The organism is Nocardia sp. NBC_00403 (assembly GCF_036046055.1).
Classification (GTDB): domain Bacteria; phylum Actinomycetota; class Actinomycetes; order Mycobacteriales; family Mycobacteriaceae; genus Nocardia.
In genome coordinates, this window is sequence record NZ_CP107939.1 from 5,382,727 (window position 1) to 5,405,972 (window position 23,246).

General features: G+C 65.2%; 22 protein-coding genes and 1 tRNA gene. 13 read left to right on the top strand and 10 right to left on the bottom strand.

Annotated features, from left to right (window positions below):
- Nucleotides 1-168 precede the first annotated feature (168 nt).
- Nucleotides 169-1,728, top strand: a complete 1,560-nt coding sequence (locus OHQ90_RS23770; protein ID WP_328400963.1) for an amidase — start codon at nt 169-171, stop codon at nt 1,726-1,728.
- Between the two features lie 6 nt (nt 1,729-1,734).
- Here the strand turns inward: OHQ90_RS23770 and OHQ90_RS23775 are convergent, their stop codons facing one another.
- The 5 genes from OHQ90_RS23775 to OHQ90_RS23790 all read right to left on the bottom strand — a co-directional run bounded on the left by OHQ90_RS23775 (nt 1,735) and on the right by OHQ90_RS23790 (nt 5,035).
- Complete coding sequence (locus OHQ90_RS23775; protein WP_328400965.1) at nt 1,735-2,055, bottom strand: hypothetical protein; 321 nt, start codon at nt 2,053-2,055, stop codon at nt 1,735-1,737.
- Nucleotides 2,052-2,480 carry a helix-turn-helix domain-containing protein gene (locus tag OHQ90_RS39505; RefSeq protein WP_442941162.1) on the bottom strand — a complete coding sequence of 143 codons (429 nt, stop codon included), beginning with the start codon at nt 2,478-2,480 and terminating at the stop codon, nt 2,052-2,054. Before OHQ90_RS39505 ends, OHQ90_RS23775 begins: the two co-directional genes overlap by 4 nt.
- 74 nt (nt 2,481-2,554) lie before the next feature.
- Complete coding sequence (locus tag OHQ90_RS23780) at nt 2,555-3,082, bottom strand: YbhB/YbcL family Raf kinase inhibitor-like protein (protein WP_328400967.1); 528 nt, start codon at nt 3,080-3,082, stop codon at nt 2,555-2,557.
- 20 nt (nt 3,083-3,102) lie between these two features.
- Nucleotides 3,103-4,464, bottom strand: coding sequence for a M20/M25/M40 family metallo-hydrolase (locus tag OHQ90_RS23785; RefSeq protein ID WP_328400969.1), 1,362 nt, complete (start codon nt 4,462-4,464; stop codon nt 3,103-3,105).
- 214 nt (nt 4,465-4,678) lie between these two features.
- Nucleotides 4,679-5,035, bottom strand: a complete 357-nt coding sequence (locus tag OHQ90_RS23790) for a winged helix-turn-helix transcriptional regulator (RefSeq protein ID WP_328400971.1) — start codon at nt 5,033-5,035, stop codon at nt 4,679-4,681.
- A 422-nt stretch (nt 5,036-5,457) separates the two neighbouring features.
- Here OHQ90_RS23790 and OHQ90_RS23795 point away from each other — a divergent pair.
- The 6 genes from OHQ90_RS23795 (at nt 5,458) to OHQ90_RS23820 (ending at nt 10,675) form a co-directional block, all read left to right on the top strand.
- Nucleotides 5,458-5,542 (top strand) — tRNA-Leu (locus tag OHQ90_RS23795).
- Between the two features lie 109 nt (nt 5,543-5,651).
- Complete coding sequence (locus tag OHQ90_RS23800) at nt 5,652-6,110, top strand: AbrB/MazE/SpoVT family DNA-binding domain-containing protein (RefSeq protein WP_328400973.1); 459 nt, start codon at nt 5,652-5,654, stop codon at nt 6,108-6,110.
- A gap of 28 nt (nt 6,111-6,138) precedes the next feature.
- Entirely contained in the window at nt 6,139-7,224 is a 1,086-nt protein-coding gene (locus tag OHQ90_RS23805) for a tyrosine-type recombinase/integrase (protein ID WP_328400975.1), read from the top strand.
- A gap of 13 nt (nt 7,225-7,237) precedes the next feature.
- A complete protein-coding gene (locus OHQ90_RS23810; RefSeq protein WP_328400977.1) occupies nt 7,238-7,438 on the top strand; it encodes a hypothetical protein in 201 nt (66 codons plus the stop codon).
- Complete coding sequence (locus OHQ90_RS23815; protein WP_328400979.1) at nt 7,435-8,802, top strand: hypothetical protein; 1,368 nt, start codon at nt 7,435-7,437, stop codon at nt 8,800-8,802. The genes OHQ90_RS23810 and OHQ90_RS23815 overlap by 4 nt, the downstream gene beginning before the upstream one ends.
- 349 nt (nt 8,803-9,151) lie before the next feature.
- Nucleotides 9,152-10,675, top strand: a complete 1,524-nt coding sequence (locus OHQ90_RS23820; protein ID WP_328400981.1) for a hypothetical protein — start codon at nt 9,152-9,154, stop codon at nt 10,673-10,675.
- A gap of 526 nt (nt 10,676-11,201) precedes the next feature.
- Here OHQ90_RS23820 and OHQ90_RS23825 read toward each other — a convergent pair.
- Complete coding sequence (locus tag OHQ90_RS23825) at nt 11,202-11,630, bottom strand: hypothetical protein (protein WP_328400983.1); 429 nt, start codon at nt 11,628-11,630, stop codon at nt 11,202-11,204.
- 363 nt (nt 11,631-11,993) lie between these two features.
- Between OHQ90_RS23825 and OHQ90_RS23830 the strand changes: the two genes are divergently transcribed.
- Nucleotides 11,994-13,142, top strand: coding sequence for an IS110 family transposase (locus tag OHQ90_RS23830; RefSeq protein WP_328400985.1), 1,149 nt, complete (start codon nt 11,994-11,996; stop codon nt 13,140-13,142).
- On the opposite strand, the gene OHQ90_RS23835 is transcribed toward OHQ90_RS23830, so the two are convergent.
- Entirely contained in the window at nt 13,121-14,251 is a 1,131-nt protein-coding gene (locus tag OHQ90_RS23835; RefSeq protein ID WP_328400886.1) for an IS630 family transposase, read from the bottom strand. The two genes, OHQ90_RS23830 and OHQ90_RS23835, sit on opposite strands and share 22 nt — an antisense overlap.
- Before the next feature lie 65 nt (nt 14,252-14,316).
- On the opposite strand from OHQ90_RS23835, the gene OHQ90_RS23840 reads away from it, so the two are divergent.
- On the top strand, nt 14,317-14,541 hold the full coding sequence (locus OHQ90_RS23840) for a hypothetical protein (RefSeq protein ID WP_328400987.1): 225 nt from the start codon (nt 14,317-14,319) through the stop codon (nt 14,539-14,541).
- Between the two features lie 288 nt (nt 14,542-14,829).
- Here OHQ90_RS23840 and OHQ90_RS23845 read toward each other — a convergent pair whose 3' ends face one another.
- Entirely contained in the window at nt 14,830-15,243 is a 414-nt protein-coding gene (locus OHQ90_RS23845) for a hypothetical protein (protein ID WP_328400989.1), read from the bottom strand.
- An 85-nt stretch (nt 15,244-15,328) separates the two neighbouring features.
- Between OHQ90_RS23845 and OHQ90_RS23850 the strand changes: the two genes are divergently transcribed.
- Both OHQ90_RS23850 and OHQ90_RS23855 read left to right on the top strand, forming a co-directional pair.
- Nucleotides 15,329-16,942, top strand: a complete 1,614-nt coding sequence (locus OHQ90_RS23850) for an ISL3 family transposase (protein WP_442941490.1) — start codon at nt 15,329-15,331, stop codon at nt 16,940-16,942.
- Between the two features lie 253 nt (nt 16,943-17,195).
- Nucleotides 17,196-17,585 (top strand): hypothetical protein, encoded by a 390-nt coding sequence (locus OHQ90_RS23855; protein ID WP_328400993.1) that lies wholly within the window; start codon nt 17,196-17,198, stop codon nt 17,583-17,585.
- Between the two features lie 349 nt (nt 17,586-17,934).
- Here OHQ90_RS23855 and OHQ90_RS23860 read toward each other — a convergent pair whose 3' ends face one another.
- Nucleotides 17,935-18,633, bottom strand: coding sequence for a DUF6461 domain-containing protein (locus OHQ90_RS23860; protein ID WP_328400995.1), 699 nt, complete (start codon nt 18,631-18,633; stop codon nt 17,935-17,937).
- A gap of 650 nt (nt 18,634-19,283) precedes the next feature.
- Here OHQ90_RS23860 and OHQ90_RS23865 point away from each other — a divergent pair.
- Nucleotides 19,284-20,447, top strand: coding sequence for an IS110 family transposase (locus OHQ90_RS23865; RefSeq protein ID WP_328400997.1), 1,164 nt, complete (start codon nt 19,284-19,286; stop codon nt 20,445-20,447).
- Between the two features lie 136 nt (nt 20,448-20,583).
- Here the strand turns inward: OHQ90_RS23865 and OHQ90_RS23870 are convergent, their stop codons facing one another.
- Complete coding sequence (locus OHQ90_RS23870) at nt 20,584-21,426, bottom strand: hypothetical protein (RefSeq protein WP_328400999.1); 843 nt, start codon at nt 21,424-21,426, stop codon at nt 20,584-20,586.
- A gap of 421 nt (nt 21,427-21,847) precedes the next feature.
- On the opposite strand from OHQ90_RS23870, the gene OHQ90_RS23875 reads away from it, so the two are divergent.
- Nucleotides 21,848-23,194, top strand: coding sequence for an IS110 family transposase (locus OHQ90_RS23875; RefSeq protein ID WP_328401001.1), 1,347 nt, complete (start codon nt 21,848-21,850; stop codon nt 23,192-23,194).
- The last annotated feature ends 52 nt before the right edge of the window (nt 23,195-23,246 follow it).

The window sequence follows — 23,246 nt, forward strand, 5'->3', positions numbered from 1 at the left end:
CCCGCCGCGCGTCGCCATGGCCAGCGGTCAGGCGAATTGTCTGTGGCCGGGGCAGGAACATGATGAGTATTGAGACATCTATCCCGTTGCACGGCGCGGCATTCTTATGCCCTGTGCTCATGGAGTTGGCCCGCTGCCGACGCTGTGACCTGGGGTGGGCCGTCCTCGATGGCAGAACGAGCGTGTGACTTCACCGGTGCAGGTGGTCCGTTCGACTTTCCCGTTGTGCGAATCGGCATTTTATGGCTTCTGCGGCGCGCCGATACCGTCGGATTCATGGAATGGAATCTTCAGTCGGCAGAAGAACTGTTGGCGGCGTTGCGGGCCGGTGAGGTGACCTCGGTGGAACTGACCGAGGAGGCGATCGCTCGTATCGAGCGGGACGACAAGGTGATCAACGCGATCTGTGTGCCGGACTTCGACCGTGCGCGGGCCGCCGCACGCGATGCCGACCAGGCGCGCGCCCGCGGCGAGGATCGGCCGCTGCTCGGCATTCCGGTGACGGTCAAGGAGTCCTACAACATGGCCGGGCTGCCCACGACCTGGGGCATACCGCAGCACGCGAACTATGTGCCGGCCGAGGACGCGGTGCAGGTGTCGCGGTTGAAGGCGGCCGGCGCGGTTCTGCTCGGTAAGACCAATGTGCCGTTGATGCTGCGAGATATCCAGAGCTTCAACGAGATCTACGGCACCACCAACAATCCATGGGATCACGGCCGCACGTCGGGTGGGTCGTCCGGCGGTTCGGCGGCGGCCCTGGCGTCCGGATTCGGTGCGCTGTCCATCGGCTCCGACCTCGCCGGTTCGCTGCGCACCCCCGCGCATTTCTGCGGTGTCTACGCGCACAAGCCGACACTCGGGCTGGTGGCGGCCCGCGGCATGGTCGCGCCGCCCGCGCCGGCCTTGCCGATCGACCTCGACCTCGCCGTCGTCGGCCCGATGGCGCGCACCGCCCGCGACCTCGCGCTGCTGCTCGACGTGATGGCCGGACCGGACCCGCTGACCCACGGCGTCGCCTACGACGTCGCACTGCCGCCCGCGCGCCACGAGCGGCTGTCGGACTTCCGTGTCCTGATCATCGAGGACCATCCGCTCATTCCGACCGGATCGGCGGTGCGGGCGGGCGTGAACCGGGTCGCCGAGGCGCTCGTCGACGAGGGCGCCCGCGTCGAACGGCGCAGTCCGCTGCTGCCCGATCCGACCGAAGCGGCGACGCTCTACATGCTGCTGATGCTGTCGAACGCCGCCGCAGGTATTTCCGTCGACGTGTACGAACAGCTGCAGACCCACGCCGCCGCCCTGAGCGCGGACGACCGGAGTCTCGATGCGGCGCGGCTGCGCGGGATGGTGCTCAGCCACCGCAACTGGGTCGAGGCGAACAACCGTCGCGAACTCCACCGCCACGGCTGGCGGCAGCTCTTCGCCGAGCTCGATGCCGTGGTGTGCCCCATCACGCCCACCCCCGCCTTCCCGCACGACCACAACGGAGGTCTGGAGAACCGGCACATCGACATCGACGGCGTCGAGTACCCGTACTTCGACCAGCTCGTCTGGGCCGGTGTGGCCACCATGCCCGGCCTGCCTGCCACCGCCATACCAGCGGGCCGGTCTCCCGAGGGTCTGCCGGTGGGAGTGCAACTCATCGGTCCGATGTTCGAGGACCGCACCCCGCTGCGGCTGGCCGAACTGCTCGAGCAGAAGATCGGCGGCTTCCAGGCACCGAAGTAGGGCGTATTACCGGGTGTCCGTCGAGGACGAGGTGCGGATTACGAATGACAAGCTGGTCGCGCAGAGCACGGTCGATGACCTCGACCGGTAACCAGCACGACCGACGGCGGCAAGACCGTGACGATCCTGCGGCTGTCGGGACGGTTGGCCCGATGAGTCAGTCGTCGGCGGCGCTGTCCGGGTCGCGCAGCGGCCGATGATTCCGCTCAGATCGGGCAGGTGGAAGGCGTAGTGCCCGTCGATGCCGATGTGGTCCCGGATGAACGCCGAGAGCCGGGCGACATCGGCGTTGAGCACCGGATAGTCCTGGGCACTGAGGTGGTTCACTGCCCGATCCATGTAGGCGGTGTTCCCACAGTACGTACGACACAGTTCAAGACGAGCCCGAGGGCGGAGAGTTGGTCTTCCACCCCTTCGTAATTAGTTGCGGGTGATCTCGCCTTTCTTGCCGTGGAAGATTCGCCGTCCGAGGTCGTGCCGGTATGGATACGGTCGCCCTCGGACAAGTAGCGACCTGGCACTGACGGCAAAGGCGGCACCACCGCATTGCTCGGTGGTGCCGCCTTGAATCGGCTACATGCGTTGGGTCCGTTCGCCCATCGCCTGCCGGTCCTCGCGTTGATCCCGACGATCCGGCAGGCTTCCTCGTTGCTCAGCCTCTCGCGGACGAGCTGCAAGTATGCAGCTCGCTCGCGGACCAACCGTCTGAAACCTTGCGACTTATCACGGTCGGCCCGAATCTCGAAGTCCACAACACCCCTTCACAGGAATGTTGCAACAACCACTGGAACCCAAGTCTCGCTCAGGGCCACAAAGGTTTTCGAGACTACTTCACCTCATAGGTGGCGACCACGGTCGCGCGGGCGAGGGTGTGGAAGAACAGGTTGAATCCGAGGAACGCCGGTGTCGCGTCTTCGGGGACCTCCAGGCTCTCCACATCAACAGCGTGCACCACCACGAAGTACCGATGCGGTCCGTGGCCCGCGGGTGGCGCGGCGCCGACGAAGCCGGGGAACGACGCGTCGTTACGCAGGTTGATCGCACCCTCGGGCAGTGTGCCGCCCTTGCTCCCCGCGCCCGCAGGCAGCGAGGTGGTCGTCGCCGGGATGTTCACGACGGCCCAGTGCCAGAAGCCCGCCGCGGTCGGTGCGTCCGGATCGTACACCGTAACCGCGAAACTCTTTGTCTCCTCCGGGAATCCGGACCACGACAACTGCGGCGAGATGTCCTTGCCGCCGACACCGAAGAACTCGCTCACCTGATCGTTGCGCAGCGACTCGCCTGGGGTGATGTCTTCCGAGGTCACCGTGAAGGTGGGCACCTGCGGGAGCGCGTCGTAGGGGTTGTAGGTCATAGGGTCCTCTCCGGATTGATTCAGCTGTGCAACAAGAAATGTTCCAATACCTGGGTGCCGAACTCGAGCGCGTCCACCGGAACGCGTTCGTCGACGCCATGGAAGAGCGCCGTGAAGTCCAGTTCCGGCGGCAGCTGCAGCGGTGCAAAGCCGAAGCAGCGAATGCCCAAGCGTGCAAACGCCTTTGCGTCGGTGCCGCCCGAAAGCATGTATGGCACGGTGCGGCCCTGCGGGTCGTGGGCGAGGATGGCGTCGTTCATAGCGTCGACGAGATGCCCGTCGAAGGTCGTTTCGTAGGAATCGAGCTTGGTGATCCACTCCCGTTCGACGTCCGGGCCGATCAGTTCGTCCACCTCACGCTCGAATGCCTCCTGCCGCCCGGGCACCACGCGGCAGTCCACGACCGCCTCCGCGGTCTGTGGGATGACGTTGGCCTTGTAACCGGCCTGCAGCATGGTCGGATTCGCAGTGTCACGCAACGTCGCGCCGATAATGCGGGAAATGGTGCCGAGTTTCGCGAGTTGGCCCTCGATGTCGGGGCTCGCCGGATCGAATTGCAGGCCCGTCTCCTCCGATACCGCGGCCAGGAATTCGGCGACAGAATCCGAAAGCACCAGTGGGAAGGTGTGTTTGCCGAGTCGAGCGACCGCGTCGGCCAAGATGGTGACGGCATTGTCCTCGTGCAGGAACGAGCCGTGGCCCGCACGGGCCTTGGCGCGCAACCGCATCCAGCCCAGCCCCTTCTCCGCTGTCTCCACCAGGTAAAGCCTGCGTTCGGTGCCGTCGGGGCGCGGGACCGTCAGCGAGAACCCGCCGACCTCCCCCACTGCCTCGGTGATCCCGGCGAACAGATCGGGCCGGTTGTCCACCAGCCATTGTGATCCCCACTTGCCGCCGTTCTCTTCATCGGCGAGGAAGGCGAACACGATATCGCGCGGCGGCACCGTCCCCTCGATCTTGAACTGGCGCGCGATCGCCAGCATCATGCCGACCATGTCCTTCATATCGATCGCGCCACGCCCCCACACATAACCGTCACGAACCGCGCCGGAGAAAGGGTGCACACTCCAGTCGGCGGCCTCGGCCGGCACCACATCCAGGTGACCGTGCATCATCAGCGCGCCCCGGCTGGAATCGGCGCCCTTCAACCGCGCGAACACATTTCCGCGTCCCGGCGCACCCGACTCCACGTACTCGGTGGTGTAACCCGCCTGATGCAACTGATCGGCCACCCACTGCGCACACTCGCGCTCCCCCTTGGTGGTCGCCAGATCGCCGGTGTTGGAGGTGTCGAACCGGATCAGCGCACTGACCAGCTCCACCACCTCCGACACCGCACGACTGCTGCTTTTCGGGCCGGATCCTTCGCCACTTGCTGACACGTACCCTTTCCTACCATCTACCCGCCGGGATCCCGTGCTGCGCCTCCCGCCGCGCCGGGTGAAGGACGCCCGCACAGCACCGCTTGTGGTGGGCAATCCTACGGACGCCCGCGGCCAACATCAGCCTGAGCGGAAAACCGCCCGGGTGATCGCCGACGAGTGGCACATGGCTTGGGCGAAACGCGAGATCGGGCCACCACGATGTGGCACTCGATCACGCGGACGAGTGGACTTTGGCCGCTCCGATGCGATCTATGCGGGCGCGGCCCCAAGCGCCGAGCGGTTCGAGTGCGGCGTTGAGCGCCGTGCCCAGCTCGGTCAGGCGGTATTCGACCCGCGGCGGGACCTCGCGATAGATCTCGCGGTCCACGATGCCGTCCTGCTCGAGCTCGCGCAGCTGCTGGATGAGCATCTTCTCCGACACCCCCGGCAGGCCGCGGCGCAGTTCACCGAAGCGGCGCACACCGTGGTTCTCCAGCTCCCAGAGGATCAGCACCTTCCACTTCCCGCCGACGACATCCATCGCCGCGTCGATGCCGCAGAAGTATGGTCCGGATCTCTTTTCGCCCATGGTCCGACCTCGCTACCTGTTCACAAGCCGAGTGGTAAGTACCCGACCGAATAGTAGGTACTTGTCGGTCCGTTGGGCAAAGAGCAACCTTGGTTCCAGCGCGCTGACCACCACATTCACCGACCAAGGGACGACCCGCAATGGCGGAAACCCAGCACCCTCCGGTGACAGTCCTCGGACTCGGCGCGATGGGCAAGGCGACAGCCGCGACGCCGGCGTAGCCCTCGACATCTCGCCCCCATCAAAAACCTCATCGACCGCCAAATCGCCGACGGCAACTCTGCTGCCCCGGCTACGGCGCCGTGCGTTCGCCACCTCCTCCGTGAACGCATGGCCTCCCGGCCACATCCCCGAGAATTGCCAGGTAGACGCGCGATTTGGTTCCACGCACTCACATCCGATAACCTTGCTGAGCACCACCGGTCCGGGTGGCGGAATGGCAGACGCGCTAGCTTGAGGTGCTAGTGCCCTTTAACGGGCGTGGGGGTTCAAGTCCCCCTCCGGACACAAAATTGTGGCAAATATGCCTCAGGAAAGGTGTCCAGGCTCAGCCTGGACACCCATCATCGGATTTCTCTCGCGACCTGCGGTTTCACCCCCTCTGGGGGTGATTCGTGTGAGTCATGACACACTCGCGCCGGTCCTTCCGTCGTTCTCTGCGCTCACCGCCACCGATGGCCTTGCTGCGATTCCCGGTGCGCCGGGGTTGCCGCTGGGCAACGTCGAGCTACCGCCGAAGTCCTCGGCGGTACACAGCATCCGTCCGGTCGATACCAACGGGCGCGTGATCGATAAGGCCGTCCTGACCGCGTTGGATTGGCGTCCCGGGGATCTGCTGTCGTGGCGGATCAACGGCGGGTTGATCGTGATCACCCGCCCCGGCTACGGCCGCCGCGGCGTCACCAAGCACGGACACCTGTCCCTGCCCGCGGCCGTACGCCGCGGCGCATACATCGGCATCCACGACCGTGTTCTGTTGGCCGCCGACCCCGAACAGTCTCTGCTGGTGGTGTACCCGGCCCACGTGCTCGATGAGATCCTCGCGCGCCGCTTCGCCGAAGGAGCCGAGGCATGAGCACGCGCACAGACTCCGACATCGCCGCATGCAGATGATGATGAAAAGTCTCGGGCTCACCCTCGCCGATCTGGCATCAGGGCCCGAAACCGTTCGTGCGGTGCCGACTTTCGCTGAGCACATCCCGAAGGTGCTGGCATCGATGCCGCAGGGGCGCACCCGCGATCACTACCAGACCTATTGGGACAAGATCCTCGCCCAGCCCGGGTGGGCCCAGCGGCGTCTGGACGAGCCGACGACCGCCGATTTTCAGGTGTTGTGTGAGGCGATCCGTGCACAGCGGGTGATCCGGCGCAGCGACCGCGGAGGCAACGATGTGGTGCGCCACGTCACTGACGCGTTGCGACGGCTGTACAGGCACGCCGAGGACAATCGGACGATCGATCCGCGTGACAACCCCGTCGCCGGGCTGAGGAAACCCAAACGCACCCGTTCCAACCGGCGCGCGCTGCCGGCGAATCTGCTCGCGCAGATCGTGCATGTTGCCTCGACCACGGGCAACGACCCCGAGCTCGACACCCTGCTGCTGCGGCTTCACACCGAGTCCGGTTGCCGCCGTGGCGGGGCGCTGAGCTTGCGTCCGCAGGACTTGGACCCGGTACAGTCGCTGATCCTGCTGCGGGAGAAGGGTGGCACCGAACTCTGGCAGCCGGTCTCTCCGACCCTGATGCGCGCGTTGTGCCGCCACGGCGAGGAGCGCGATGCGCTGCCGAACGAACAGCTACTGCGTGCGCGCGACGGCAAGCCCATCACCCGCCGACGCTACAGCGCGCTGTTCGAACGCCTCGGCCGCCACCTGCCGTGCGTGCAGACGCACGGCATCTCCATCCACTGGCTGCGCCACACCACCACCACATGGATCGAACGCCACTACAACCACGCCGTGGCCAGCGAGTTCGCCCGACACAGCCAGGCCAGCCGCGGCACCACCGGCATCTACACCACCGCCACCCTGAACGAAGTCGCCACCGCTATCGCTCACCTCACCGGTGAACCCCACCCCTTGGCCACGACAGAACCCAGCCTCGACCACGCCGGGAGCCGCGCAGCGATTTCCGGATCTCCGCCGAGCCTGCCGCCGCCGCGCGCTGGCATGTCGGGCCGAAACATCTGAGGGAGATCAGCTCATGACAACCTCCGCGATGGACGAACAATCCACCCACGCTGGCGAATTCAGATCCGACTCCGCTCCCGCGTTCACCGGCGAAGGAGTCGTCGAAGTGCTCGTCGCGCTCACCGGCGAGCTGCACCCGCTGTTGTCAGATGACGATCCCACCTGGGCCCATGCCGGTCTGAGCCCGTTCCGCTGGAAGGACCCCACCCGATGACCGCACCACCCCGCGACCGGGCATCACACGTCGACGATTCGGCCGACATACCAGCAACCTCCACCGCGCCGACACCCGAACCCGCTGCCATCCGGCGACCGTGGACACGGCTGTGGTGGGGGCTGATTCGCCGCAGCGGCCCGGGTTCTCGCCCGCTGCGACAGTGGCTGGACTATGCCTACGACACAGTCACGATCCAGGATGATCCGCTGCTGTATCGCGCGATGACCGAAGACGAGATCGCGGCCGAATACCGGCTCCATGTCCGGCTGCGCCGTCAGAAGCGACGTCAGCGTGCACGTATCGCCGCGCTGGACGGTGCCGACGTCTACCGCGACCACAAGCAAGTGGCTAAGGATCGTCGGGCCGTTGCCAGCGAGCGTCGTTGGCACGAGCGGGCATTGGCGGCGCGGCGGCGCGAAACCAGCCCGGACACACAGGTGGGCATGCTCTACCGGCGCACTACGGGTATGTCGACCCGACTGCGCGTCGCGATAGTCGGTGCGCTGTTGTGGTCAGCGATCAACGTAGGCATGAATTTTGCGCCGGACCACGCCGACCCAACGGGGCCGGTGCTGGTGCTGTGGATTTTGTCTTTCGGTCTAGAGGCTCTGATCTCTATCCCGATCCTCGAGATCATGGCTCAGGCGACCATCGCGGCCCGGCTGGGCAGGCTTGTCGATCGCTCGCGCATTGTGCTTTTCGAAGCGGCGTTGCTGCTCGCCACCGTCTCGCTGAACGCCGGACCGCACTTGGCGGCCGCGAACTTCGGGCGCGCCGCACAGTACAGTGTCGCGCCGACGATGGTCGTGGTCCTCATGTGGCTGCATGCCTGGCTGGCTGCACGCTACGCCAAGATGATCGACGAAGTGTCGGCAACGTTGGCAGCTCACGACACCGACGACAGCCCATCTGAGACCGCTGAGTTACCCCAAGCCGCGCCGGTCCCTGCGCCGTCGCCGATCACCCTTGTCCCGGCCTACGGTTCCACTGTCTTCCCCAGCACGGCCTCGCCCAGATCGGGGGCCACCGTTGCCGAGGTGACCTCACCTCCGACCTCCGAAGTGGTGCAGGCGGCCACTACTGTCGCCGGGATCTCAGAGAACGACGCGGACATCATCGTCCACATCGCACGGCACATGAGGAGCCGTAGGCAGACCCCGATGCCTGAGCAGCACCTGATCTCGGTGCTCGAGAAAGCCGCGCGTGGCCTGGCCCATCAATTCATCGCGAACGAGATGGCAGAAGAAACCGGTGAGCGCTTCCACGCATCCACCATCGGTCGCATCGTGTATCGAGCACAATCCCTCGGCCTGCCGATCAGCCAGCCGCAGGAGGTGAGAACTCCGATCCGAACAGCCTGATGCGGTGAGTAAGCGGGTGAACCTACCTGCAACACAAGAAAAGACGACCGCGCACCATCGCTTCACCTGATCACAACTCCAGATATAGCAAAGGCCCCCAGCTGGAACTGAGGGCCCGCTCCACAACCTGAAGGTCGCGCTAATGAGGCTCAGCACGTCCCAGGGTAGCTCACGCCTGCACGCGCCTGCAACAGCCCTCTTCTCGGGCGACACACCAGCGCGCACAGCCATTCCTGACCTACCTGGGCAACCCCTACTCCCTTGTCCCCCAACCCTTTCGAGCTACACTCACACGCAAGCGCAGGCGCTGTTCACCACCCTGGCGCCCCTGCTGGCCGCCCGCCGCTCCATGCGGTTGTGGAGCCCCGAAGACGGCGTCTATCGCGCGCATGCCCAGCAGCTGACTCGCCGACTGCCCGCCCATCCCGCGGCGGTGCCACTGTACCTCGGCGGCCGTACGCGGTTGCTCGCACTGGATTTCGACGCCAAACATTGTGGCCGCCAGGGCGTCGACAATGATGTTGCGCGGTGTCTGCGCTGGATCGGCGACTGCGGCGGCAAGGCGATCGCCGACCGCAGCACCAGCGGTGGCCGCCATGTCCTGATCCCACTGCCGATGGGCATCGCTCTCACCAGAGCTGACCTCGAACCTCTGCTACGGCTGCTCGCCGAGCAGTTACCCAGCCTTGACATCACCCCGATGCTGAACCCCGCCACCGGCTGCATCACCCCGCCCGGATCTCGCTGTCGTGAAGGCGGATTCCGCGAACTCGACGGCAGCCTTGACGACGCGGTCCAAGCGCTAACCGTCCGCTCCGACGCAGGGTTTGTTCTCCGCCTGGCCCGACTGTTGGAGATGCACGACCGTGCACTGCTCCCGCACTACCCGGCCAGCTCCGCATCGGCTCCGTGCACGGTGCGCACGACCACCGTGCACACATCGCGCGCGACGGGCACCGCCGGAGCCGAGGCCTCCCCGCTATGGGAGGACAGCGGCGACCGTGCACGACTGCGCACGCAGATCCGGCTCAGGACACCGATGCCGAGCGCGGTGCGCGCATTCGCCATGAACGGCTCGGCACCTGCGAACGGTCGCTGGCGCGCGCGGGACGGACGCCTGGACCGCTCCGCTGCCCGCCAGGCCGTCCTCGCCGCCGCCGTGCTGCGCGGGTACTGCCTCAGCGACATTCGTGCACAGTTGCCCGCCGCAGGTGGGACCTGGGCCGGATTCGCCGACGCCTACCACCGTTACGGGGCCGGGGGTGACGCCGCGCTAGGTCGCGACTGGGATGCGGCCTGCCGCTGGGCGAACCGGATCGCACCCGAATTCCGCTCACTCGCGCACAAGTCCAAAGAGCACACAGGGGGGTGGTGGGGGGACAATTCGCGAACGAAAAAACAAGCTCGCTGGCTCACCGCCGCGACACAGTGGGTCGACGCGCAATGGCCACGATCCCCCCGACGCTGGAGCGCGCTCGCTGTCCTTCAGGCATTGGCGTACGGCTCGGCCATCGGCGGGACCGTCGTGCGCGGTGTCCCGATCGTGGAGCTGGGCGGCCGGTCGGTATCGCTCATGGCCGCGGGAATCCCGGAGACCACCGTCTGGCAGGTCCTGCGCGAACTTCGCGAACTCCCCGGCTCTCCTATTCTGAGGACACGACGTGGCGCAGGGCTCCTCGCCGATGCTTACGCATTGGTCAGACCCGAAGACGACCGTCCGGACTCATCGAATCCGGCAGCGAGCCAAACGGTTCGGGTAGAGCCGGTGCATCCGGCCTGGAGCATCCTCGGACTGCACTGCCGCCGGCTGTACGAAATCGTGCTCGGCGATCGGGCAGCGACTCCGACAGAAGAATTGCGGCGGCCCGAATGAACCGCAGCAGCGGGTACGCCGCGCTGGCGACCCTTACCATCGCCGGGCTTCTCACCCACACCAAGGGCCGCATCAACGAAGGTCCTACCACTCTCGACGACATCGCGACCGCACACGGCCTCCCGCAGCTGCGCCGAGAGCGCATATCCCGCCACCGGCAACAACGTGCACTCTGGCGCGCCTGGCTCGCGACTCGATACGAACTACACGAAGCGCAGTCTGAAGACCAAGCCGCAAAACCCTCGCGGTCTCTTGCGCAGCTGGCCACGCGACGCGAGCGACGAACGGTGGCGGACCACGATGTCTGTCACCAAGAGCCATACCTGACCTTACGAATCAGATGCCCGGACGAACCGTTTCGGCGTTACGCACCGCAAGGCTTGGTGGATACGCCGCAGTCACCACCCTGACACCCTCGGAAGTTGCGTGGCCGCTGCCGGCCGAACCTCTCCGGGCAGGCCCAGATAGTCTCGGCCGCATTCCCGCGGCCAAGACCAACGACTGACCCAACGCGCGATATGCGGCATTATGGGATGTCCGATACCTCGTAATCGCCTCGCTCACCTACGACGTACTGCTTGGAATAGTTGCCTTGGCGATGCACCTGTGAAGGATTCCAGTCGTCGGGGCCAGGGTCGAGGTCGAGGACGAACTCGGTCGGTGACGCCGCGACAGCCAAGCCATCGGAGAGCACTCGATACGGGTATCGCCTGCTCTCCAGGAACCGATATTCGCTGACACCGTGGACGGTCAGCCGTACCAGGCACCACTCGGACTTCCGTGCGCCGACCAGGGGGCCACGCACTGGCCTTGTGGTGTCCATCGCCTGGATATCCAGCCTTACCGTCGCAAGCTTTCCAAGTGTGGCCCGAATATCCACTCCAACAATGACGCCGTCGTAGAAGTTGACGAACCTTTGCAGGAAAGCCGAGGAGTGCTCACCTGTGATCTGCACCGATACCGCCCTTTTCGTCGAGTTGCCTGATCGGACCCCACATGATGGCAGCGGCCGTACGGATGCCGTCCTACCGTGCCGCGATCGACCGTCGGTGTGGCATGTCGGGCTCCGACGAGTCGGTAGCAAGACCGATGAGAACAACCGGAATTCGGCATTTTCGGATGTTGGCACCGCTCACTATTCGTTACCCGTATGTTCGAACGCCTCCCGACCATGTCCAGCGGCGAGGACAGCGCGGCTGGATAGCGCGCCCAGCGGCATAGAAAGACGTTTAGTGCGTCGATTTCGCGGACGTGGGGAACGTCCTCCTGATGCGCTTGTCGGGCTTGGTGTCCCATCGCAAGAGCAGGAGGACGTTCCATGAGTAACGGTAGCGGTGTGTCCAGGGGTGATCGCAACCGCAACGCGCGGCTGGCTCGGTTGCGGAGGCTGGTCCCGACCACGAATGCGATCGTCGGGATCGATCTGGCCGATCGTAAGCAGATGGTCGTCGTGTGTGACCACGACTCGAAAGTGCTAGCCCGCAAGACGTTCCGCTGCCGAGCCTGGGACATGGGCGCCGCTTTGGACTGGGCCGCGGCCCGAGCTGCGGCGGCAGGATTTGCCGGGGCGACGGTGGCGTGTGAGCCGACCGGGCATCGGTGGCGGGTGCTGGGACAGCTGGCCACCGATCGGAACATGTTGTTCGTCTGCGTGCAGCCAGCGATGACCGCCTGGTCACGCCGCGCCGAGGACCTCACCACGGACAAAACCGACGAGAAAGACGCGGTGTTGATCGCGCGATTGACGGCGCAACTGCGCTGTTATGCACCCGAGCCTGTCGATGAAACCTGGAGTCGGCTGCGGCATCTGGGTGCCCGCCGCGAACAACTGCTGGTCGAGATGGTCGCACAGATCCAGCAGATCCGAGCCCTTCTCGAATGCGTGTGGCCGGCTGCGCTCGAGGCTGCCCAGCAGCCCTTCAAGTCACGGACCTGGATGGCAGCACTGCGAACGATCTGCGGCCGTGACGGCGGCGATTTCGCCCGCACTCGCCGGTTGGGCCGAGGCCGGCTCGAACGCCTCGTCCGCGGCGAGGTTACCCGTGGCGGCGCGAAGCGGCCGTGCTTTCGGATCACCGGAAAACTTTTTGCGGCACTGGACGATCCGGCCGGGGTGCTCGCCCACCGCCGCGGAGCCCTGGAACGGGTGCACCTGTTGCTCGAAGACTGGGCCGAAAGCAAACGGCGCCTGGCCGATACAGAGGCCCGAATGACCGGCGTGCTCGACGAGCTTCGGCTCACCGATCTGGTCACCTCGATCGTCGGGTTGTCCGCCGTCGGTGCCGCAGCGATCTTGGCCGAAACCGGCGACCCCACACGGTTTCCCACCGCCCGAGCGGTAGTCAAACACGCTGGTCTTGCGCCCCGGGAGAAGAAATCCGGTACCTTCACCGGCCGCGCCCGGCTCACCGGGGCGGGTCGCCCCGGACTGCGGCTAGTGCCGCGTCAAGCAACCTTCGGTAGGTAATCCGGCAGCCGGATCTTGGAGTTGACGGCGAACTCGCGCTTGGGCTGGGCGTGTTGGTTGTGCCAGCGGAGGTAGGCGCCGATCGCGGCGTCCTGTTCGCCGTGGCTGCAATGGTCGGTGCCGTTGAGAGCGAAGTAGCGCAACGCCGCGAATTCGGACTCGATCCAGTTCAACCACGACGAATAGGTCGGCAGGAACACCAGTTCCACGTCGTTGGCTGCGGCCCAGTCCCGGACCTCGGCTCGCTTGTGCGGGGAGAAGTTGTCGGCGATGACGTAGAGCTTGTCCCCGGGCCAGCGCTCCCGCAGCGACTTCAACAACGCCAGAAACTCCTGCCACCGCTTACGATCCCGGATCCGATAGTGGATCTTCCCGGTAGCCAGATCCAGAGCACCGAGTAGGTGCCGCACACCCTGGGTGCGGTGATAGGTCGCCCGCAACCGTTTCGGGCTTCGTCGCGGAAACCAGCCACGACCAGTGCGGGGTTGCAGGTTGAGCGGCCCGAACTCGTCCACGCAAACCACCCGCCCATCGGCCGGCGGATGATCGTAGAGGTCGAGGACGCGGTTCATCTTGGCAGTGAACTCCGGATCGGTACCGGCTTTCCAGGTCTTGGTGGTCTGCCACGACACCCCCTCGGCTTTGAGGATCTTGCGCAGAGTCTCGCGGCTGATATCGGCGATCTCGTTGGTGACCAGTACTTCTCGCAGTTTCGACAGACTCCACACCGAGAACGGCCAGCCCAGGTCCCGCGGACAGCACCGAGCGATGCAAGCGATGCGTTCACGCGCCGCCCGATCCACCTTCTTCGGCCTGCCCGCGCTCCATTTTGGGTCCAGAGCCTCGAACCCCCGTTCGTTGAACTCGTGGATCACTTGCCGCACATAAGCTTCGCTGACCTGCATCAACCTCGCGATCGCGGGGACCGGCTGCCGCTGCGCCGAGGCCATCACCACGATCGCACGTCGCGTCCTGATCGGTTGTCTGCTCGTCTTCGTGATCTTCTGCAACCGGCGCCCCTCTTCCGGGGTCACCGCTCGCACAAACACTTCCGGCCTCCGGGCCACCGGCACCACCTCCACCGGCAGCATCACCGGCCACGTGCCCACGATCAACTCGACACCCGGTTACCGGGGCAACCTACTTAGACGAGGCACTAGCTGCCTGGCGAGGCGTGTGGGGCACCCAACGCGCCAACCCGGTCTATGCCGCCCGCTATCAGCATCTGACCACCCGAGAGACGAACCGGCTCACTCCTACCCAGGCTCAGGCCGTGATCGCCGCGGCGATCCTGCGCCAACTCCACGCCGTGGTCACCACCCGCCAACCCTGGAACCCACACATCGCCACCCACGGAACCACAACAACAAGCACCGCCACGATCTCCAACGCCGCCTGACCAGGCGAACCATCGAGCGAGTCGGTCGGGGCGAGCCCTACGCGGCATCGAGACACACGCTGATCTCGTCGCACATCATGGGCAGCCCCGACCTGTCGTCACACAACCCGATTACACGCTGCCGGGAACCAATCCCATTACCGCTATGCCGGGACGACGACAGCCAAGGGCTGTCGCTTCCGTCTGAAGACTGGATCTGTCCCACTTTGCGTGATCTTCAGCCGGTCCAGCCACCTCACGCCGTGCGGTCGGTCAATGCAGTATCGCGGGCTCAGCACGGGTTTGTGATCATGGATCCGCGGGCATGGCGATGACCTGGTGTTGATCGTTGTAGATGATCTGTCCAAGTGAATTGGAGTCCAGGCGGACCCATCCGGTGCCGTGGGCGTCCAGGATTGCCAAGTAGCCACTGACGCCTGCAATCAGCTGGGTGGCCGACGCCTTGAACCAGGCGGTAGCACCCGGGTGACGACGCCGGTCGTAGATGGACGGATGTGCTTGTGCTGGATCGATCAGATTCGCTTGGTACCAGGCATTTTGGCGTTGGCGAAACTGTTCCTGCTGGTCAGTGAGACGCCCTGACCAGGACAAGCCGTTGACCAAGGCGAAGACGCCAGGGTAGCGACCGTGCCGATTCGGTGCTGCCGACTGGAATCGCACGAACAGTCGATTCGGCTCACCGGTGACGAAAGCGGGGTCCATGGAACTGATGCTCTCCGATGAGTTGTCGAAGTGCGAACGGGCACTTAATGATCGATGATGGTGCCGGTGTTCTGATCTTGGACCGCTGAGGGTCCTGTTCCCGCACCTGGACGGCCTGGAGATCGATGGCGTGCACGCGGTCGGGCGCCGGATGCGGATTAATGTCAGCACTCGAGACCAGCCTGCTGCCTGTCCCGGCTGCGGCACGTTGTCATACCGGGTCCACAGTCGCTACGAGCGACGGTTGTCCGACACGGCGATCACCGGTCGGGAGGTGCTGATCGGGCTGCGTGTACGTCGGTTGTTCTGCGATAACTCCGACTGCGGCAGAAGGACTTTCGCCGAGCAGGTGCCGGGCCTGGCCGCTCGGCATGCCCGACGTACAACCATGCTGCAGCGCCTGTTGTGTGCGGTCGCGCTGGCACTGGGAGGCCGCCCGGGCGCTCGGCTGACACGGCATCTGGCCGCCACGGTCAGCCGGATGACGCTGCTGCGGCAGATCCGGGCACTGCCCGATCCGGACCGAGGAACGCCTCGCGTGCTCGGCGTCGATGACTTCGCGCTGCGCCGGGGACATCACTACGGCACGATCCTGATCGACATCGAGACCAGGCGCCCGGTCGACGTGCTCGGCGACCGCACTGCCAACACACTGGCTGACTGGTTGCGGGTCCATCCCGGTGTCGAGATCGTCTGCCGTGACCGGGCCGGCGCCTATGCCGACGGCGTGGCGGCCGGAGCACCCGACGCCGTGCAGGTCGCGGATCGATGGCACATCTGGCACAACCTCGGTGAAGCGGTCGAGCGCACGGTGGCCCGATACCGAGATTGCCTGGACACGGCGAACGAAGGGGATTCCGACATCGAGCCAGCGATCATGGACCGAGAGGATGTCGGTATCGAGCAGCCGATGTCTGCCGTCTGCGAGCGACCGACGAGCAGGACGGACAAGACTGCCATCCGAACTCGCGAACGCCATGGCGCGGTCCACGCGCTCCTCGCCGACGGCGTGAGCCTCCGGGCCATCGGTGTCCAGCTCGGTCTCGCCCGGGGAACCGTTCGCCGCTTCGCCCGCGCCGCCACCGTCGAGGAGTTGCTGGTCAACAACGGCACCGGGCGGCGTCGGAGTCTGTTGGAGGAGTTCAAGCCCTACCTGCATCGGCGATGGAACGAAGGCTGCACCAACGCAACTCAGCTGTTCCGCGAAATCCGGGACCTCGGCTACTGTGGCGGCGCGAAGATCCTGCTCAACTACCTGCAGCCATTCCGTGCGGCCGGCTACATTCCCCGCACAGTCCGCAAGAAGCCGTCGGTCCGTCGCGTCGTCGGCTGGATCATGAGCGACCCAGCCGGCCTCGACTCCGACGATCAGCAGCGGCTCGATGCGATCCTCTCCGTGAGCCCCGAACTCACTGCCCTGGTCGGACATGTCCGGGCCTTCGCAACGATGATGGGTCAGTTACGTGGTCGGGAGCTGGAGCGATGGATCGCCGCCGTCGAAGCCGACGACCTACCCGCTCTGCATTCGTTCGTCCGTGGCCTGCGCCGCGACCAGGACGCCGTCACCGCCGGCTTGACGCTGCCCTGGAGCAGCGGGCCAGTCGAAGGGCACGTCAACCGGATCAAGATGATCAAGCGCCAGATGTTCGGGCGAGCAAAACCGGACCTCCTCCGGAAACGAATCCTGTTGAGCGACTGAGCAACCCGCCCGAAAAAATCACGAAGTTCGTGCCAGATCCACGATTCAACCGGAGTTGACAAAGGGCACCGACCGAACCGCTTGACACAAAACGACTTACGCTGATGTGCGGATGTTCGTTGTCAGACATCGCACCAAACGTCGGTCTACCCGCGACCGTTGACGCCTAATGTCCAAGCGCCTTCGCGGTCGGGAATCCCACGGAGTGCTAACTCGATCGCCAACGATCGCCACGCCATCTACCTTCAGCTGCATGATCTACCCAGGTGGGGATTCGGCGTCGCGGGTGGCGCAGCAGGCGAACATAGCGCACGAAGATTGGATGCAGGACTGGCCTATCGAGGTATCCGATCCGGCACGGCTCGATGAATTCGTTGATCTGTTGCTCGCGAACAAGGCGGATTGGGAGCTGAGCTTCTGGTTGCTGGATCTGGTCCTCGAATCGGCGGAGGACGATCTGCCCGAACGAACCGAGCCGTTGGTCGACGCTCTGGTCGCGGTTTGGGAGGCCACAGAAGCGCCAGGAATTGCGCAGAGGCTCGAGTACTGGGCGTGCCTGGACGCATCCGATCCTGACGAGATGTTCTTCGTGAGCCTGCTGGTACGGGAAGCGCGTCGGCGGATCGGCCACAACACTCGATGAGACGACGGGGTGAGCTTGTCGGCATGCGCGGCGTAGGCCGGCGGCGGACCGGCGGGCGGGTTCGGGCAGCGCTCGCAGCGGCATGACAGTGCGTTGGCATCCAGTGGATACTCACGGCCTCGTGAGAGCATCTGACCGTGAAAGCTTTGAAGGCCAACGTAATCCGATGGGAAGAGGACGGTTGCCTTCCCTTGGTTGAGATTCAGTTCCCTTGACCGACGGCAAGACGGCCACACTGATCGAGAAGACGGTGATGTTCGAGGGCGTGGACGACCTGACCGCCACGACGTGACGGGATCTCAGAATGAGTGGCGGTGACGTGGCTGATCCGCCATGGTTCTGAGATTCTTTACTTGTCGCTGCGACTACCGGCCGACCACCTGTACGCGACAGGCCCGATGAGCATCGCACGATCGAGCATTTCCGGTATGAACCGCACCTGGGTGAGCTTCGCGGCCAAGGCGAAAGCTCTCGGCAAGGCAGCAAAGTAGTCGTCGCCGTCATCCCCGTCATCCCCGTCGTCCCAGTCATGCGCGTCGTCCCGCATGTCCAGCGTCATGCCGAGTTCCCGCATGAACCCATTGAGCCGGTCGGGCTCGGAGCCGTATCGAATGTGGGGGCACTCCAAGGGTTTGTAGCCCGTGACAAGCGTGCCGTCGATCGCGTACGCGAAGCTGTCTTCGGCGTAGGCGTGCCGAGTGATGGCCAGTACCTCACAATCACGCGACAATTCGGCCAGGACATCGGGGAGCGTGGCCATCCACCCGAACGGCTCGATGGCCACGCTCCACTCACCGGCCTGCAAAACACCCACGGTGTCACCCTCGGATCCTCCGTCGGTTTTGAAGGAGAACTCGCTGGCCTGCTTTATAAGCCCATCGAAGCCCGATTCCTGGCCGTGGTCCTCGCCGCGGCTGAAGCGGCACACCACCTCCGACGGGTCGAGCCCGCGGAAGAAGGCTACGGTGAAGATCTCGCCCGGCCAGCGGTCATTGCCGTTGTGATCGATGAGCCACTGGAATGGGGCCAACGGGTCGGAAGTCGCCATACCGTGCATGATGGCAGGTGTTACCGACAATCGGCGGCCTCGTTTCTTCCTTCGCCAGAGGACAATTCGAGACACCGCGCTCATTACGGCTTTGCCTTGGCGTAGAGGCCGACGGCCCGTACCCGTTCTGTCGCGATTTGTGTCCTCCGTCGAGCCCTAGCTTCCGCAGGATTGTCGCTGGACACCGCCGCGCGGATGAATGGCGGCGGCGTCGTCGACGGCTTCACGCGCACCCCGGGCAGCGGCAGGGGCCGCGCGGCACTGACGCCACTCGGCCTACTTCGAACCGGATGTCCCCGGGGTTGCACGATCGCCCCTCAAAGGTATTGGTCCGGACGCTGGAGGTCAGATCGATGAAGATGTCACTCATGTGACGCGTGCGTCTCGGGACAGGGAGCGACCACCTCTGCCTGCGCGGTAATCGGCTACTTAACACTGGTGCCAGGGCCTGATCCCGGCCAGGATCGGGTCCAGGTACCCGGTGAGAAGCTCCCTAATCGGCTGCCCACCTGCCTCATTGGTGTGGCTCTCACATGGCTTGCGTCTCACCGGGTGCCGTGCCGGGAATGGCTGAAGAGGGGTTTGCCCAGCTCGAAGTAGCGGTGCCTTCCCGCACGGACCTCACACGCCGACACCGGAAGGACCCACTGGTGACAGTCATCATCGGAATGGACCCGCACAAACGCTCAGCCACGATCGAGATCATCGACCCCACCAGCACGATACTGGCCACAGGCCGATACGGCACCGACAACGCCGGCTACGCCGAAATGCTCACCACAGCAATGAAATATGTGGATCGGGTGTGGGCGATCGAGGGCTGCAACGGCATCGGCCGACACCTCGCCCACCGCCTGGTCCACGACGGGGAAACCGTGATCGACGTGCCGGCAAAACTCTCGGCACAGATTCGAGTGTTCGCGACCGGCAACGGCCGCAAAACCGACCCCGTCGATGCGCACTCGGTGGCGTTGGCGGCGTTGCGGTCACCGGATCTGCGCCGCGTGCAAGCGGATTCGGAGCTGATCGCGTTGGGCATGCTCGCCGATCGCCGCGACGAGCTCGGCCGTGCTCGCACCGACACCGTCAACCGGCTGCACCGGTTGCTGCTGGAACTGCTGCCTGGTGGGGCAAAGAAGTTCCTGACCGCGACCCAAGCCCGCAAACTGGTTGCGACCGTGAAGCCCCGCGATCCGGCGGGCAAGGTCCGGCGCCGCCTGGTCGTGGAGTTGATCGGCGAGTTGGAAACGATCGATCGCAAGATCAAGGCCGCAGACAAAGAACTGCGCCAGCTCGTCGCCGAGCATGGATCCACTCTGGTCGATCTGAACGGGATCGGTCCGGCCGGCGCGGCTCGGCTGCTCGCCGATGTCGGTGACATCCACCGATTCCGGGACCGGAATCGGTTCGCGTCCTGGAACGGCACTGCACCGTTGGACGCTTCCTCTGGTCAGCAGCAACGACATCGGCTCTCCCGCGCCGGGAACCGGAAGATCAACCGGGTCTTGCACATCATGGCCGTCGTTCAACTACGCCGTCCCAGCGCGGGGCGCACCTACTTCGATCGCCGCAGGGCCGGGGGCAAGACGTCGATGGAATCGATGCGGGCATTGAAACGACGCCTGTCGAATGTCGTCTACGCACGCATGCTCGCCGACCAGCAACGTCGGGAAACGGCAAGCCCGGGAGGGCAATCGGGGGCGACTACTGACTCCAGCGCGACCGGCTTGACCCCGCACACCGGCCCTTCGGACAAGCCACAACCCGGACTCACCACCAACCAGAATAGCCCCGAGCTCCAATCCGCGCCTTGACACGAGAGGGGAGCCATGTGCGCGCGTTCGCTGGTGAGTCGACCCTGAGCGCAGGCCGCAGCCGGGCTTCGGTGCGCGCCAGCGGCGTGAGCGGATGCCGCGGGTGTGTGAGTCTCGCGTGGTATCCAGGCATCGCTCAGCTGGTTTCGGGCCCGGCGAGGCCGGCGTAGGGCACGGTCCGGTCCCGAGGCCGGGACAGATGCAATGCGGCATGGTAGTAGCCCTCGGTCTCCTTTCCCGTGGGGTCGGCGCCGGTCGCGGCGACGGCCGCGACGGCGTAGCGCTGTTCGTCGGGATCGGTGAATCGACGTTGAACGACCGTGCGTTCCGAATCGACCTCGGTGACCAACCCATGCTCGGCCAGAGCGTCGGCGATGGGCTGGTAGGAGCCGGTGCGCAGCACGAACGCGGCGACCCACACCGGCTCCTTTGCGGCGTACAGCAACTGGTGGATGGTGCGGGCGGTCAGGAAGCTCGCGCCACCGGTCACGGTGATCAAACCGGCGGCTCCGGCCGCGCGCAGCAGGGCCGCGGAAGCGGTGTCGGTCTCCAGATTCTCGGAGAAGCCGGCGTCGAGCAGACCCACGGCCAGCGCGTAGTCGATCGCCGGAGCGGCGATATCCAGCCCGACCACCGGCACGGCATCATCACGGCGACGAGCGGCGTAGAAGTCTTTGTCGGACTCGATCAGTTCGGCCGTGTCCAGCGCGGCCACCCCCGGGCAGGTATAGCGGGCGTACAGGTCGGCGAGGGTCAGGTGGTGGTTGAGCAACGCCGCATTGATGCCGTACGAGCAGCACAGGTCCAGCACCGTCACCGGTCCCGATCGTGCGCGTGCCGCGGCCAGACGGCGGTATACCCGTTGGGCATGCTGCGGGGTCTGGTAGTCGAACCGGCCGAGACCGCCGAAGAACCCCCGCGGGTCCGGCTGGTCATAGATGTCGTCGAAAGGTGTTCTGCCTCCAGGGATTTGCGTCATACCTCGATGTTGGCACGGCATTCGGCAGCAGGTGATCGCAAATGGATTCGCCACACTCGAGCAGCAGACCGGCGTCACCTCCCGAATCCACACTCGCCGACCGGTCCCATCCTCGGCCTCGGCCCTGCTGCGGTGGCGGCCCAGCGTGCTCGCCGATCCGCACAATCAGCTCCCGGAGGTTGACCAATCTGTCGTCACGGGCGAACCCGCGAGCCGCACGGGCTCCGTCTATCGACGGCTCTGGCTGCTCGGACATCGGCATGAGCGCGCGATCGCGAGATCAACTGTTGGCCAACGTTTGTCCCTGATCGAACGCCCGATATGCGGCATAGAAAGACGTTCTGCGCTGCGGTGTGGACGGGTGAACGTCCTCCTGATGCGCTTGTCGGGCTTGGTGTCCCATCGCAGGAGGAGGACGTTCATGGGTAACGGTAATGGTTTGTCGCGGGGTGATCGCAACCGAAACGCTCGTTTGGCGCGGCTTCGAGCGCTGGTCCCGGTCAACAATGCCATCGTCGGGATCGATCTGGCCGACCGCAAACAAATGGTCGTGGTGACCGATCACGACTCGAAAGTATTGGCCCGCAAAATATTCCGATGCCGTGCGTGGGACCTAGGGGTTGCGTTGGACTGGGCTGGCCAACGCGCAACCGCGGCGGGGTTCGCGGGTGTGACAGTGGCGTGTGAGCCGACCGGACATCGGTGGCGGGTGTTGGGACAGCTGGCCGCCGATCGTGGCATGGCGTTTGTGTGTGTCCAGCCGTCTATGACTTCGTGGTCGCGCCGTGCTGAGGATTTGACCTGCGACAAAACCGATGAGAAAGACGCGGTGCTGATCGCCCGGTTGACCGCGCAGTTGCGCTGCTATATCCCCGAACCTGTCGATGAGACCTGGGGCAGGCTGCGGCATCTGGGTGCTCGCCGCGAGCAGTTACTTGTCGATATGGTCAGCCAAATCCAGCAGCTGCGCTCACTGCTGGAATGCGTATGGCCGGCCGCACTCGATACCGCGCGACAACCGTTTCGGTCCCGCACCTGGGTCGCGGCGATGAGCGTGATCTGCGACCGCGACAACGGCGACCTCACGCGCACTCGCCGCCTCGGCTCGACCCGCTTCGAGCATGCGGTGCGCCGCGAGATCACCCGCCGAGGCGGTCAGAAGCCATCGCTGCGCATCACTCGAAACCTGTTCACCGCCCTCGGCGATCCGGCCGGAGTGATCGCGCACCGGCGCGGCGCGCTGGAACGAGTACAACTACTGCTGGGCGACTGGGCCGAAAACCAACGACGACTCACCGACACCGAGACTCGAATGATCAACGTGCTCAACGATCTTCGACTCACCGACCTGGTCACCTCCATCACCGGGCTCTCCGGCGTGGGGGCGGCGGCGATCCTGGCCGAAACCGGCGACCCCACCCGCTTCGCGACGGCCCGAGCGCTGGTCAAACACGCCGGGCTGGCACCACGAGAGAAACTCTCCGGCGCGTTCACCGGCCGCACCAAACTCACCGGCCAAGGCCGACCCAGCCTGCGCCTAGCCGCCTGGCGAGCCGTGTGGGGCGCCCAACGCGCCAACCCTGTTTATGCCGCCCGCTACCAGCACCTGACCGGGCGCGAAACCAACAAACTCACCCCTACCCAAACCCAAGCCGCTATCGCCGCGACGATCCTGCGCCACCTCCACGCCGTCATCACCACCGGCCAACGCTGGGATCCACAGACCGCAACCCACGACACACGACCCCCAATCCCGGTGGCCGCCTGAACATTACGGCGACCACCGAAGGGTCGGTCAGGGCGAGCCCCACGCGGCATAG